11 protein-coding genes are annotated in these 13,491 nt (G+C 68.6%); all 11 read right to left on the bottom strand.

Features of this window, described 5'->3' with window-relative positions; genetic code table 11:
• Nucleotides 1-167: 167 nt before the first annotated feature.
• Entirely contained in the window at nucleotides 168-1,316 is a 1,149-nt protein-coding gene (locus AC16DP_RS27280; RefSeq protein ID WP_329733191.1) for a serine/threonine protein kinase, read from the bottom strand.
• Nucleotides 1,317-1,402: 86 nt separating this feature from the next.
• Nucleotides 1,403-4,414 (bottom strand): choice-of-anchor D domain-containing protein, encoded by a 3,012-nt coding sequence (locus AC16DP_RS27275; protein WP_329733190.1) that lies wholly within the window; start codon nucleotides 4,412-4,414, stop codon nucleotides 1,403-1,405.
• Nucleotides 4,415-4,605: 191 nt separating this feature from the next.
• Complete coding sequence (locus tag AC16DP_RS27270; RefSeq protein WP_329733189.1) at nucleotides 4,606-5,463, bottom strand: alpha/beta fold hydrolase; 858 nt, start codon at nucleotides 5,461-5,463, stop codon at nucleotides 4,606-4,608.
• Between the two features lie 83 nt (nucleotides 5,464-5,546).
• Complete coding sequence (locus AC16DP_RS27265) at nucleotides 5,547-5,720, bottom strand: hypothetical protein (RefSeq protein ID WP_329733188.1); 174 nt, start codon at nucleotides 5,718-5,720, stop codon at nucleotides 5,547-5,549.
• A gap of 243 nt (nucleotides 5,721-5,963) precedes the next feature.
• Complete coding sequence (locus AC16DP_RS27260) at nucleotides 5,964-6,965, bottom strand: trypsin-like serine protease (protein WP_329733187.1); 1,002 nt, start codon at nucleotides 6,963-6,965, stop codon at nucleotides 5,964-5,966.
• The gene (locus tag AC16DP_RS27255) at nucleotides 6,962-7,837 is read right to left on the bottom strand and encodes a trypsin-like peptidase domain-containing protein (protein WP_329733186.1); all 876 of its coding nucleotides are present in this window, start codon (nucleotides 7,835-7,837) and stop codon (nucleotides 6,962-6,964) included. Before AC16DP_RS27255 ends, AC16DP_RS27260 begins: the two co-directional genes overlap by 4 nt.
• Nucleotides 7,838-7,908: 71 nt before the next feature.
• Nucleotides 7,909-9,831 (bottom strand): AAA domain-containing protein, encoded by a 1,923-nt coding sequence (locus AC16DP_RS27250; protein WP_483956886.1) that lies wholly within the window; start codon nucleotides 9,829-9,831, stop codon nucleotides 7,909-7,911.
• Nucleotides 9,832-9,924: 93 nt separating this feature from the next.
• On the bottom strand, nucleotides 9,925-10,296 hold the full coding sequence (locus AC16DP_RS27245) for a type 2 periplasmic-binding domain-containing protein (protein WP_329733184.1): 372 nt from the start codon (nucleotides 10,294-10,296) through the stop codon (nucleotides 9,925-9,927).
• Between the two features lie 16 nt (nucleotides 10,297-10,312).
• Nucleotides 10,313-11,776 carry a restriction endonuclease fold toxin-2 domain-containing protein gene (locus AC16DP_RS27240; RefSeq protein ID WP_329733183.1) on the bottom strand — a complete coding sequence of 488 codons (1,464 nt, stop codon included), beginning with the start codon at nucleotides 11,774-11,776 and terminating at the stop codon, nucleotides 10,313-10,315.
• Between the two features lie 114 nt (nucleotides 11,777-11,890).
• Entirely contained in the window at nucleotides 11,891-12,646 is a 756-nt protein-coding gene (locus tag AC16DP_RS27235; RefSeq protein WP_329733182.1) for a DUF5953 family protein, read from the bottom strand.
• Nucleotide 12,647: 1 nt separating this feature from the next.
• Entirely contained in the window at nucleotides 12,648-13,397 is a 750-nt protein-coding gene (locus tag AC16DP_RS27230) for a DUF6310 domain-containing protein (RefSeq protein ID WP_329733181.1), read from the bottom strand.
• Between the last annotated feature and the right edge of the window lie 94 nt (nucleotides 13,398-13,491).

Raw genomic sequence — 13,491 nt, 5'->3', positions numbered from 1 at the left:
TCCCTCAATCCCCCGACGCCCGTCTCCGTGTCCATGGAGCCGGTCTAGCACTCCGGTCTGACGTGTCACGTCACCCGGGTCCATCTTCCCTCGGAAGTTGCCTCCGGACCCACACAATGTCCATGGAGCCACACGCGGGCCGCCTGTCCGCTCGCCCGTGAGCGGGCCTACGTCTCCTCCGTCTCCTCGCCATCCCCGCGGGGGGCGGTGGGACGCCGGGTGGCGGAAGCCTGTGCCCGGCCCTTCGACGGCGTGGCGCCCGCGGGACGGGCCTGCTTCGCCTGGGGCCCCTGCGCCTGCGCGGGTGCCACCTTGGTCGAGGACGGCGAGCTGATCTCCCGCGACAGCCGGGGATCGTACTGGATGACGGTGGGCTCGCTGGCGAAGCGATCCTCCTCGAGCTCCGCGGAGAACAGCTCCTTCATGAAGGCGGTGAGGTGGGCCGGGGTGCCCGGGAGCCGCTCGGCGAGCAGGAAGTCCTCGAGCGCGAGCTGGAACTCCCCGGCGCTCTGGAAGCGCTCCTCGCGCTTGCGGGCCAGCGCCTTCATCACCACGGCGTCCAGCGACTTCGGAATGCCGGGCACGGCCTCGGAGGGCGGAATCACCTTGGCGCCCACCACGGCCTTGAGGGTGGCCAGGTCCGACTCGCGCTTGAAGAGCCGCTGGCTGGTGAGCAGCTCGTAGAAGACGATGCCCAGGCCGTACACGTCCGAGCGCGCGTCGAGCTCCTCGTCGCGGGCCTGCTCCGGGGACATGTACGCGTGCTTGCCCTTGATGGTGCCCACTACCGTGTGGCTCAGCTTCCCGGACACCTTGGCCACGCCGAAGTCGATGAGCTTCACGTTGCCGTTGAAGCCCACCAGCACGTTCTGCGGCGACACGTCCCGGTGGATCAACCCCAGCTTGCGGCCCGAGGGCGAGCGCGCCTGGTGCGCGTGATCCAGTCCCGCGGCGGCGTCCGCGATGATGCGGCACTTGAGCCCCAGGGGCAGCCCGCCCTTGCGGTGGTTGGCGCGGGCGTTCACCTGGCTGACGGCCTCGCCCTGGACGTACTCCATGGCGATGTACAGCACGCCGTCCACGTCCCCCAGCTCGTAGATTTGGGCGATGTTGGGGTGGTTGAGGATGCCGGCGATGCGGGCCTCATCCAGGAACATCTTGATGAAGTCCGTGTCCTCGGACAGGTGGGGCAGCAGCCGCTTGACGACGAGCAGCTTCTGGAAGCCCACGGGCCCCTTCTGCCGGGCCAGGAAGACCTGGCCCATTCCGCCAGTCGCCAGTTTTCGGAGCAGCTCGTAACGGCCGAAGGTTTCCACGGGGGACCCCACCATATCCCCCCCGAGGCCACGAGCGGAAGGGACCCCGCGCCCTTGACGGGGTCCCCGGAGGCTCCCCCCGCCCCTCAGGGGGCCGCGGGGGTGATCACGCAGGCGCTGCGGTAGCGGACCTCGATCATCTGGCCCAGGGTGGGCACCGCGGCGGACCGGAAGACGACGGCGTTGCGCGCCGGATCATGGAACCACTGGTCGTCGGGCAGCCGCCGGCCCTGGACGCGCACGGACATCTCGGTGGTGCCGTTGGGCGTGGCGCTCAGGGAGAAGTCCGCCTGGGGCTCGCCGGCGCGCTGGAGCAGCTTGTCCAGGAAGGGGCCGTAGTCGCCGGTGCAGATGGAGGCCACCGCGCCGCCCGTGCGCTGGGCCACGCTCGAGAACCGGGGCCCAGGGCCGCCCGCCGTGGTGCAGCGCGAGTCGGTGGGCACCAGCGCGTAGAGCTGGGTGCGGTGCGACATGCCCGTGCCCTTCACGGCCTGGAGGAACTGCACGTAGCTCTCCGGGTCGAAGCCCGAGTGGTCGTCCTCGTCGGACACCACCACCACCGCGAGCCGGGCCGTGGAGCGGATGAAGCCCAGGTTGCCGTCGTTGGGCAGCGGGGTGCGCGGATCATCCGCGCTGGTGGCCAGGGGCGAGGAGAGCGCCTGGCGCATCGTCTCCAGGCCCTGGACCAGGTTGTGGCACAGCCCCAGCTCGTCGATGTTGGCCTGCACCGTCCCGGCCGCCGTGGCCGCGGTGCTGGAGATGGCCCGGGCGCGCCGCCCATCCACCGGGGCGAGCCGTCCGGCCTCACCGCCCGCCGCCGGGCCGCCGCACACGCTCGCCCGGGCACCCAGGCCCGTGCTGGTGACGCCCAGGCGCAGGTCCACGCCCTCCGTCCGCGCGCGCTCCAGCCACCCGGGCAGGGCCGCCTTCAGCCGCGCCTGGAAGGTGTCCATGGTGGTGGTGTTGGACACCACGAAGAGGACGTCCAACTGGCTGTCCGTGCCCTGGATGAAGCGATCCAACTGCAGGCCCTCGTGGTTCGTCTCCGCCAGCAGCGGGACGAGCAGCGGCGCCGTCTCGTTCTCGGCGGACGCGAAGAAGGGCGTGTAGTGCTGGCCCAGCACGTCGCGCGCATAGGTGAACTCCACCTCCACGCCCTCGCCGGGCGCCAGCATGCGCGGCAGGGCGAGCGGCGTCACCTGATGGAACTGGCCGCTGGTGCCCGCGCCCATCCAGGCGTTGTCCATGACGACGGGCGCGGCGCACTGGTTGGAGATGAGCGTGCGCCGGGGCTTCGCCGGGCAGTCGTAGCGGATGGGCCCGAAGTCCACGAAGTTCGGCGCGGCCACCAGGCAGGTCGCCTGCGACACGCCGCGCAGGGGCAGCGTCACCGTGGGCGTCGCCGGGTTGTTCACCGTCAGCTTCAGCTCGCCCTGGAACTGGCCCGTCGCCGGGGGCCGGAAGGCGATCATCGCGCTGAAGGCCGAGTCGTACGGCACCACGCCGCCCGCCAGCTTCCCGCCGGGCATGAAGAAGGCACCCCCGCCGTCATGGGAGATGTGGATGTCCTTCACCGCGCACTCCTCGCGGCCCGGGTTGCGGAAGTGGAAGCCCAGCACCGCGCCCCGGCCCGGCTCCACGTTGCCGAAGTCCAGCACCGGCTGCGGTTGCAGCTCGAAGACGCACGGGCCCGTGGTCCGCGCGCGCCCGGTGAGGACGATCTCCCGCTCGGGGTTGATCAGATCGTCCGAGACGAGCACCAGCGTGGCCGTCCAGGGGCCCTCGGCCACGGGCTCGAAGTACACCGTCAGGTCCAACGCGTCCGCGCCCGGGGCGATGGGGATGTCGTCCGCGCCCAGCGCCGGCCAGGCGGTGCCCGCCGTCCAGGGCAGGGGCGCCTTGCCGCGCAGGGGCACGTCCACCGAGAAGTGCGCCGCGGCGCCCGTGCCGCGCACGCCCTTGAAGTACAGGTTGCCGGTGGTGCCGCCGTTGGTCAGGCGGATCGTCTTGCCCACCTTGCCGCCCACGGGCAGCTCGCCGAAGTCCAGCGCCAGCGGGGCCACCGCCAGCCGGGGCCGGCCGCCGCTCGCGTCCAGCACCACCTGCGTCTGGCGCCGCTTGTCCGACTCGTAGCCCACCGTCAGCAGGGCCTGGGTGGGCCCGGAGGTGCGCGCCGCGAACTCCAGCGGGAGCTTCACCACCTCGCCTGGCTTCACCTCCGTGGCGCGCGGGGCGGCCAGCGGCGTGAAGGCCCGGTCATCCGTGCTCAGCTCCTGGAGGGTGACGGGCCGCCAGGTGATGTTGCGCGCGCGCGTGAAGGACTGCGTGCGCTCGTGCACGGGAATCAAATCGAAGGGCACCGGCGAGGGCTCGAAGACGAAGGCGCTCGCCACCGAGCGGCCCGCCAGCTCCGCCGTGGACGGGGTGCAGGTGGCGCAGGGCTTCACCTCCACCAGCGCGCGCATGTCCCCCAGGTCCGTGGGCAGGTAGCGCGTCTCCACCTGGTGCGTGCTGAGCGGTGGCACGGTGAGGGTGTCCGTGCGGAACGCGTCCGCCGCCGCGCCCTTCACCGTCACGGTGAGCGGCAGGTCCACCGGGTTGGTGATGGTGAGGCGCAGCGTGCGCTCGCTGTCCACCTCCAGCGTCTCGAAGTCCAGCACGGGCGGTTGGATGTCGATGGGCAGGGGTGCGCCCTGGCCCATCACCCGCACCGTGTGCTCCCGGCCCGAGTTGGCATCCGTGGTGACGTGCACCCGCTCCTCCACGGGGCCCTCGGCCAGCGGGTGGAAGCGCACGCGCACCAGCTTCTCGGCGCCCGGCTCCACCCGGCCTTCGCCCTCGAAGGAGACCTGGTACGAGGGATTGCCCTCGAGCCCCAGCGCCTCCAACGCACGGAAGGGCACGTAGCCCACGTTGCGTATGCGCACGACCTTCTCGCGCCATTGCCCGACCGGCACCTCGCCGAAGTCGAGTGCGTCCGAGTCCACTGCCGCCGTGGCCATGACCGAGCGGGTATTCCCCGGCTCATGGCATGCGGCCAGAAGCGCCGCCAGCAGCGACAGACCGATGATCCGCCCACCACTCAGCCCCGTTCTCATCACCTGATCTCGCCTCGCGCCCATCCGGCAGGGCCCCAATGCAAACGGGCGACCAGCTCTCTGTCGACTGGGGAGTCCAGTGAAAACAGGGACTTGGTGAGAGGTGTGGATGTGGGATACGAACGGAGGGAAGCCGCGTACCCTGAAGGGTGGAAGGGATTTTCCCGGGTTGCCGGAGGGCCGGGGGCGGACTAGCGGGCCGAGCGGACGTGCTCCACCAGGGCGCGCGCCACGGCCTCGGGCTGCTCCAGGTGGACGTGGTGCCCGCCGGGGATGACGAGCGGGGGAGGCAGCCGCAGGGCCTCCATCCTCGCCCGGGCGCGCTCCTCATCGAAGCGGAAGCCCTCGCCGCCGAGGATCAACCGCACGGGGCAGGTGACGGCCGAGGAGAGGGCGAGCCACTGCGCGTCGTCGTAGCCGAAGGCGAAGCGGCGGCGGTGGGCGGGATCGAAGGTGAAGACGAGGCCGCCGTCCACGGGCCGGGTGCCATGGCGGGCCAGGTGGAGCGCGACGCTCTCGGGCAGGGAGGGGGTGTTCTCCCGCAGGCGGGCGGCGGCGGCCTCGACGGTGGGGTAGCGCTTGCGGTTGGGCGGGCGCTCCAGGTCATCGAGGAAGCCGCGCAGGCGGGGGAGCGCGTTCTCGGGAGGGCCGCCGGTGGGGCCGAGGCTCTCGATGAGGCCGAGGCTGAGGACGCGCTCGGGACGCGCGGCGGCGTAGGCGGTGGCGACGATGCCGCCGAGCGAGTGGCCGACGAAGTGCGCCGCCTTCAGCCCGGTGGCGCGCAGCACGGCCTCCACGTCCACCAGGTGCTCGGCGAACTGGTAGTGCGCATGGCCCGGCAGGTGCGCGCTGCGGCCCATGCCGCGGAAGTCGAGCAGCACCAGCCGCCACGTCTCCGGCAGGTGCTCGGCGACGAGATCGAAGCTGTGGGAATGGTCCAGCCAGCCATGGAGGAACACCACGGCGGTGTCGCCCCCGGGATTGCGCTGGCGCGCGTGGAGGGCGAGGCCGTGGGCATCGGCTGTCAACGACTCGAAAGAAGAGGACAACGGCGGCTCCTTGCGGGCCGGGAGACTACTCCGGCCGGAGCCGCATGACGCATCCGGCCGCCGTTGGGAACTGCGAGCTCGACTCAGGCCTGCAGCTGGACGGGCTCCATGGACGCCGGGGCGGAGAGCATCTGGGCGAGCTGCTTCGCCTGGCCCTCGGAGGTGCAGCGGTACTCCTGCACCTTCCCGTTGGCCTTCTCCAGCCGGAGGACCCACACATCTGCTTCCTTGGACACGACGGAACGAACCTGCGACATGGCTGCCTCCTTTGAGGGCTGCCTTCCCCCGCTCCCTCCTCAAGCATGCGGCGTGCCGATGCCCGGGTATGGCCGGTCCACAAGGAATCCAGGGATTTAGACCCTGCCAGCCCCTCCCGGAGTGACAAATTTTGCGGGGGGATGCGACAAAACGTGCGTGTAGGACTGCACCTTTTGCGTAGTCGGCCGGGGTGACTGTCGAGGTTCTTATTGTCTCGAGTCCCAGGCATCCAGAATCATGAATCACGGCTCCGCCAGTTGTTGGCTCAGCCACTCCTCATGCGAATAGATGCTGGTGAAGACCGAGAGGCTCTCGCCCCTCCCGTTCTTCGCATTCCCACCCGCGATGCCGATGAGCACCAGGTTGCCATCGCTTCCCGTGCGCCAGCAGCCACCTCCGCTATCACCTGCGTCCAGGTGTGCGGCGACGTGTCCGGTGGGCATCCGCTGCTGTGCAACGACGAACTCGACACTCCCCGAGTCCAGAGTCCTGAGCCAACTCACCTGGTTCTCGCCAGAATGACGCTCCCCAGCCAATCCGAGGGGCTCACCGGGTCCATAACCCGCCATGACGATGGGCTCACCCACCCGCGCCTCTGCTGTCGTCCGCTCCACCACCGGAAAGTCCTTCACCGGCATGTCCAGGTGGATGACCGCGAGGTCCGCGCTACTCCAGACCACGCTCCCTTCATCGTCGTAGAGGAGCTCGAGCCGGGGATGGGGCCTCACCGTGCCGCTGTAAGTCACCTGCCGCGAGCCCTCCGCTTCTCCTGGAACCCGCGGCTCGTAGATGATCGTCCTGACCTTCGCGCTGCTCGCGCACCTCGAGCTGTCCAGGACGGCGTCAAGACGTTGGCCCCGAAGGCTCTCGGCCCTGGAAACGACATCCCCTCGGCGCGCCATCCCGGCAATCGCCTCCTTGCCGAGTGCCTCGCGTTCGGACACGGAGAGCTTCCTCACGATGCAGACACAATGTCCGGCCGTCAGAACGGCCCGCGGCGCGATGAGGACGCCGCTGCACTCTCCGCTCGAGCCCTGTTCTTGTGCTGCCTTCTCCGCGACGAAGAGCCTGAGCGTCGACCGGTAGCGGTTCTCGAAATCCCGCGAGCTCCCTGGCCTGACGAGAGACGTGCGCCGGAACAGCGTCCGCTCCTGCGACGAGATCTCCCCGGCGCAGCCGCTCCCGAGGGCGAGCACCGGCAGCGAGAGCACGGCGAGGAGTGTCCGGCAGCGGCCCCCGCTCATGGCGTGCTCTGCATCCGCTCGAGAATCCAACCCTGGAAGGCATGGGTGCCGATGAAGGAGGGCTCCTGGCCCAGGCTGCGGCTCGATACCCCGATGAGCTCCTGCCCCTGAGGGGTCTCCCGCAGGCAAGGGCCTCCGCTCTCGCCCTTGTAGACACTCCGGTTCGGCTGTTCGAACAGGATTCGCTCTCCGCCTGCTTCCGCGCGCTTCACCACCCGCGTCCTGTTGAATCGGCGATCTCCCCCCATGCTTCCTCGGAGCTCGTCATGGCCGTGTCCCACCACGGTGATGGGCTCACCGGGGATGACTTCAGTCTTCGCGAGAGCTGGAGACGCAGGCGCGTCCTTCACCGGAATCTCCAGGAAGACGAGCGCGAGGTCCGCATGGCTCGAGACAATCCCTCCGTCAGCATCCAGCAGGAGCTTGAGCTCGGGATGGGCGTGAACCTTGCCTTGATGTCTTGTCGCGCGCACCTCCGACGGTTCACCCGGCGTCATCGGAAGGTAGGAGAGGACCTTGATGGTGGCACTCGCCGAACACGTGGTGCCATCGACGATGCGCCCATTCTCATCTCCAGGCACACGCGCTGGCCGCTGCGGACACACGCAGTGTCCCGCCGTGAGCACCCACCGCGGGGAGAGCAGCACGCCGCTGCAACCCTTGAAGCCCTTTCCCGTCACGGGCTCCTGGGCGACGACGAGGACCGTTGAAGGATAGCGGTTCGCCGAGTCGACCTCGCCCGCCAGCGCCTCCACCGACACCTCCCGGCTCGTGGTCTCCGGGCTCTCTTGCTTCGTGTCCGGGTTGGAGCGGTCCGAGCACCCTGCGATCGACAGCCACAGCAAGAGCCCCGGCAACACGGATGGGGACAACGCACCCCCTCGCGGGTGTGTCCTATTGTACATCTGTTCACGATAGGAGGGGGGGCGCGACGTGTCAAACGTCAGGGGACGTCCGCGGGGTCGGGCCACTCCCAGGCGGAGCGGTAGGAGGAGGCCTCCTGGGTGGACTCGATGAAGCGGGCGTAGAAGGGGTGGCCGCTGAGGGTGGCCGAGTCTCCCACCACGAAGAGGTGCCTGCGGGCGCGGGTGAGGGCGACGTTGATGCGGCGCAGGTCGGTGAGGAAGCCGAGCTGGCCCTCGGAGTTGGAGCGGGTGAGGGAGACGAGGATGGCGTCCTTCTCGCGGCCCTGGAAGGCGTCGACGGTGTCCACCTCGACGTCGGGGGAGAGGGCCTCCACGCGCTCGCGCAGGGCGTGGGCCTGGGCGCGGTAGGGGGTGATGACGGCGAGCTCGCGCGGCTCCAGGCCGGCGCCGAGCAACTCCTTCACGCGGGCGATGACGAGCTCTGCCTCGCCGCGGTTGAAGAGGCTGCCGGTGTCCTTCTCCTGCTCCTCGTCGAAGCCCTTGCCGGCGGTGTCGAGGAAGAGGACGGGCGGGGCGTCCACGCTGGCGGTGGAGGGCAGCACGTCGGCGAGGGTGCGGTCCGCCACGCTGGGGTGGGCGCGCAGCTCGCCGCCGTACATCTCCTTCGAGGGGAAGGACATGATGGCGGTGTTCATCCGGTACTGCTCGCGGAGCATGCGCTTGACGCCCTCGCCGTGGTCGGCGAGCAGACGCTCGAAGAGGCTGACGGCGAGCCCCTGCTTGGCGGCCTCGGGGGAGAGGACGGTGGGCGGGAGCTGCTGGGGGTCACCGGCGAGGATGACGCGAGGGGCGCGGAGGACGCCGAGCAGGGTGAGGGGCTCGGTGGCCTGGGTGGCCTCGTCGAGCAGGGCGAGGTCGAACTCCTCGTGGGAGAGGACGCCGGACTCGAGGCTGGCGAGGGTGACGCAGACGACCTGGGCGCGCTCGAGGACGGCGCGCAGGGCCTTGCGCTCGAGGGCGCGGGCCTCGTCGAGGAGGCTCTTGGCCTCGGTGGTGGAGGCGCGGGCGTTGGCGAAGCGCTCGCGGCTGCGGCCCTGGTTGCGCTGGCGGCGGGCGTAGCCGAGCAGGGAGAAGGCCTCGTCGAAGAGCTCGCGGGAGAGGACGCGGTCGGGGTGCTCCTCGACGACGAGATCGAGCGTGTGCTGCTGGAGCCGGGGCGTGACGCGGGCGGGGTGGCCGATGCGGAGGGCGCGCAGGCCCTTGTCGAGACAGAGGTCGGTGAGGTGGTCCACGGCGGCGTTGCTGGCGGCGGTGCACAGCAGACGCTGGCCGCGGGAGACGGCCTGGGCGGCGACCTCGGCGAGCACGGTGCTCTTGCCGGTGCCGGGAGGGCCGTGGACGAGGAAGAAGTCCTCGGCGGCGAGCGCGCGGGAGACGGCGTCGTGCTGCTCGGGGTTGAGGGGGCGGGTGGGGGTGAATTCGCGCAGCGAGTCGAAGCGGGGGTGCTCGTTGCCGAGGAGGACCTCGCGCTTGCGGCGTGCGGCGCCCTTGTCGAGGGCCTTGACGCGCTGGAGGCCGGCGCGGACGCGCTCGTAGGTGACGTCGTTGGGGACGCGGTCGAGGCGGAGGAGACCTTCGTGGACGAAGGGAGGGGGCTCGCGGTCGAAGGCGAGCTGGACGCGGGTGGCGGTGGCGCGGGAGACGAGGGCGCGAGCGGGCTCCTTGATTTCGGAGCGGCGGGGGAAGACGGCGACCTGGTCTCCGTTGTCGAGACGGGCGGGGAAGCGGGCGCGGTCCTTGCGGGCGAGGGTGACGAGGACGCGGCCGCCGAGGCCGACCTCTTCCTCGATGCTCTCCAGGTCGAGGAAGGAGAGGCCCTGCTCGGCGCGCTGCTGAAGGGACATGCCCTCGGCGAGGGCTTCCATGCGGGCGCGCGCGGCCACGCGCTCGAGGGAGAGGAGGCGGCCCAGGGCTTCGAAGAAGGAGACGTCGCGAGACATGGGGGAGGTTTATGCCATGTGCCGGCTACCCCCAGAAGCGCATCAAGGGACTCCAGACCCCTGGCGCACAGATCGCCAGCTCGCTGACACTCCTCACCCTCCACTTGCATGAAATGCTTCGAGTATTTCCGCTGCCGTCATTGCCGGAGTCACCTTTACCTCGCCGTTCATACTCTCGTCGCAGAAGAGCAGTGGCAGGTGAGGGGGGACGAGAGTGCGGCACCATTGAACGAATCCGGAGGTGTCTCGAAGAGAGGCACCTTCGAACGTCATGGAGTCACCCGTTCGAGCAAGCAAACCCTCCAATGCTGAATCCGTCATGGGAACACTGAACTCCAAAACATAGCTTCTCTCGGGATTGGAGATCTGTCTCACCGTGGCTCCAGGCCACCGCGTGCTCAGGCTGGAGATGAACTCAGAGACAGGCGGCAATCCGCCACTCTCCGCCAAGATGAAGAACTTCATCCACCTTCTCCTCGCTTCAAGGGCGAACAACAACCTCACCTGGAATGCTGAATTTCTTCAGGAGTTGCTCGAAGAGCGGAACAGCCCTGCTATCGTTGACAATCACCTCGAGCCCCACTGCTGGAGTGTTGGGATCCCTGATGACTGCGGCGTAACGCGCGAACTCGTCCATGAGTGCGTTCAGAATCATGGTTCGGGCTTTCTCGACACACTTCGAGCCAGCAATGAATGGACTTCGCTCGGCATCGCCAATGTGCTTGACCTCGAGCAGTTTCGCCTCCTCCAGGCGGGCACCGTCCGCCCAGACTTGCTCTCCACCTCCGGAGACCTCCATCTCCTCTGGCCCAGCATGCTTCCTCTGGTACTTGTAGGCTTCCGAGCCCTCGCGGGCGGGCCGCCGTTTCACCTTTCCAATCCATTCCTTGAAGGTTTTGTGGTTGACCTTCTTGGGCTTCACTCCCTCTGTTGGAGCGCCTCCTCCCGCCGAGCGTCCACCTGCGGCGGCGAACGCGGGTGCCACACCTGTCCCTGGGACGACACCTGGAGCGGCGCCCACGGGAGCGCCCACATGCCCGCCCGCGGCTACTGGTATGGGTTCGGGTAGCAGGGCGGGATGGTCGCGTGGCCCCGGCCGGTTCTGCACCTTGCCGGATACCTTCTTCATCAGGATGAACGTCACGACGCTCACCCCCACCGTGGCCCCGGCTCGTGCGAGGTGCGTCGCCGCTGCGTCGAGGCCCGCCTCATCTCTCGCATGGGTTGCGGAGTTGACGTAGAGCCACAGCGAGTCCTTCACCGCAGCCGTTTGCGCTGCGGCCATCATGACGCCCAGCGATAGCAGCGCCACGTCCACGGCCTGGCCGAGCACGGGAATGCCCTGACTGCCAATCCATGCCATGGTCATCGTTCCCATGAGCGTGATGCTCTCGGGAGACAGTACTGCCTGCACTTCATTCATCGCCTCGCCGGGCATCTTCTCCATGGCTCGTACGAAGGCACGGCAGAGCTTCTCCGGCTTCTCCATCGCTTCGACTGGCCGAGGCCGCGCATGGCACAGCTCATTCTCCAATGGGCTGGCGAACGCGGGCGCAGCGAAAAGAAGCCCCAAGCAATAGAGAAGGATTCTCATGGATGTAGGCGCTGACCGGATGCGCGCCGCACCGATAGGTAGCGCGGCAGCGCCCATGCTACTACTTCTCGTGGGAGAGGATGCTGGACTTGAGGGGGGCGCGACCTGGTCCCCGTTGTCGAGGCGTGCGGGGAAGCGGGCGCGGTCCTTGCGGGCGAGGGTGACGAGGACGCGGCCGCCGAGGCCGACTTCTTCCTCGATGCTCTCCAGGTCGAGGAAGGAGAGGCCCTGCTCGGCGCGCTGCTGGAGGGACATGCCTTCGGCGAGGGCTTCCATGCGGGCGCGCTCGGCCTCGCGCTCGAGGGAGAGGAGGCGGCCCAGGGAGTCGAAGAAGGAGACGTCGCGAGACATGGGGGAGGTTTATGCCACGCGCGGGCCGCCTGCAGGACAGCGGTGGGGGCCGGGCGCTTGCCAGCCGGCGCTCTCGGGTGAGTACCTGGCGAGGCTCCCTGCCGAAACCTGCTCTCAAGGGAGGACTCGCCCGCCAATCTCCGGGAAGCGCTCGTAGACCCGTTGAAGCGCGTCCAGGTGGGTGGGGTTGTCCAAGTCGAGCGGCGCATCGGTGAGCCGGACAACCCACCCTCCCGTCGCGGTACGCCGTGTGCGTGACAGCAACTCCGCGTCGCGGGCCGGGTCCGGAAAGCCGATGGCCTCCGCAGCCGCACCCGACCAGTAGTTCAGCCACCCGAGGCGATGCGGAATCTCAGGCGAGCGCATGGCACCAGGGGACTTGATCATCGGCAGCCCGCGAGGAGGAGGCTCCAGGTCGTCTGGCCGGTTCTTTGTCTGGCGCGCGATATCCAGCGACGCCTTGGACGGCGTGGCATGCCCCCAGTACGCGCGCGCGTTTTCTGCCACGGCCTCCAGCACATCCGCTGCCGCTGCAATGCCTTCTGGGCTCAGTGGGAGCTTGATGTGTATTTCCAGCTGGGCCTGACCGCCCGGCGAACTGGTCGCCGACGCTTCCGTTCCATACACCGAGACGAACGCACGCTCATCGCCGTTGTGGAGGAGCGGAAATTCCCGGTCCATCCTCTGTTGGGCCAGCCATGTATCGCGATTCGCCAAAAGGGTGCGCTGCCCGTCCAGTGAAGTCGTCCATCCCAGGCTCATGCCAGGGAACGCACGCTCCATCCCATGGACCACTGTCATGGGTCGACTGTCATCGCGCACGAGTGCGGGCGCGTAGACGATGAGGGTGATTTTTCGTTTGGCTGTCATCTCAGCACCAGTCCATGACAACGATGAGGCCAATGAGATCCGGGGCCTCTTCTTCCAGCGCTTCTTTGTGCGCTTCACTGCGCACGCCGACGTGGTAGTCAAATCCGCAAGCCAGAGCGAGGGCGCGCTCGTGCCGCAACTCCTGCACCTGACTTTTGACCACGATGACCTGTAGGTCGTCCGTGTACGTGTCGAACTTGTCGGTCTTGACCTCCCACAGCGTGCGCGTGGCCAGTTGCAGCGCGTCGAAGTTCTTCCCATTCACGAACACATCGCCGCCGGGAAAACTGTTGTTCGGAATTCTGTCGGCGCACATGTCGTGCAGTTTATTACCGCCAAGGTGGTACGGCACTGGAGCGGGCTCGCACCTGCGGCGATCTCGCGCCGAAGTCTCGGGTGGCTCCACAGGAGGTAGATCCGGCCCCTTCGGCTCCGGCTTGGGCCTTTTTTTAGGCGAGGGTTTCTGTGGAGTGGTCCGCGTTTCAGGCACGGGCCGCGTTTCAGGCGCGGGCCGTACCTCGGGAAGGCCCATATCCAGAGCATACGCATCCAGGGCCTCCTTGATGACGAAGCCCACTAACACCACGCCCGCGATGATCACCGTTCCCACGACGAGTTCCGGCGCCGCCAGGACACAGAGCCCGACTCCCAGGGCAGCGGCACCGGCAGAGGCCACCGCGCATCGCCCCGTGGTGTCGTGAAACTCGATCCGGTCATGGTCGAGGGCATGAAAGCACCGCTCCGCCAGCACGGGCCAGGGCTCGGAAGCCTCCTGTACGGCGCAACGCCCCCCGTCCGTCCAGGGCAGCGTCGCCGCTCGCTGGAGGTTGGCCAACCTCGGGTCC

The organism is Archangium sp. (assembly GCF_057119385.1).
This window is presented reverse-complemented; position numbering and strand designations above follow the sequence as displayed.

Excerpts from the sequence above, each read along its gene's own strand:
- AC16DP_RS27240 (WP_329733183.1), bottom strand. The coding sequence starts at position 11,776 with ATGTCTCGCGACGTCTCCTTCTTCGACTCCCTGGGCCGCCTCCTCTCC.
- AC16DP_RS27265 (WP_329733188.1), bottom strand. The coding sequence starts at position 5,720 with ATGTCGCAGGTTCGTTCCGTCGTGTCCAAGGAAGCAGATGTGTGGGTC.
- AC16DP_RS27235 (WP_329733182.1), bottom strand. The coding sequence starts at position 12,646 with ATGACAGCCAAACGAAAAATCACCCTCATCGTCTACGCGCCCGCACTC.
- AC16DP_RS27245 (WP_329733184.1), bottom strand. The coding sequence starts at position 10,296 with ATGAAGTTCTTCATCTTGGCGGAGAGTGGCGGATTGCCGCCTGTCTCT.
- AC16DP_RS27250 (WP_483956886.1), bottom strand. The coding sequence starts at position 9,831 with ATGTCTCGCGACGTCTCCTTCTTCGAAGCCCTGGGCCGCCTCCTCTCC.
- AC16DP_RS27260 (WP_329733187.1), bottom strand. The coding sequence starts at position 6,965 with ATGAGCGGGGGCCGCTGCCGGACACTCCTCGCCGTGCTCTCGCTGCCG.
- AC16DP_RS27275 (WP_329733190.1), bottom strand. The coding sequence starts at position 4,414 with ATGAGAACGGGGCTGAGTGGTGGGCGGATCATCGGTCTGTCGCTGCTG.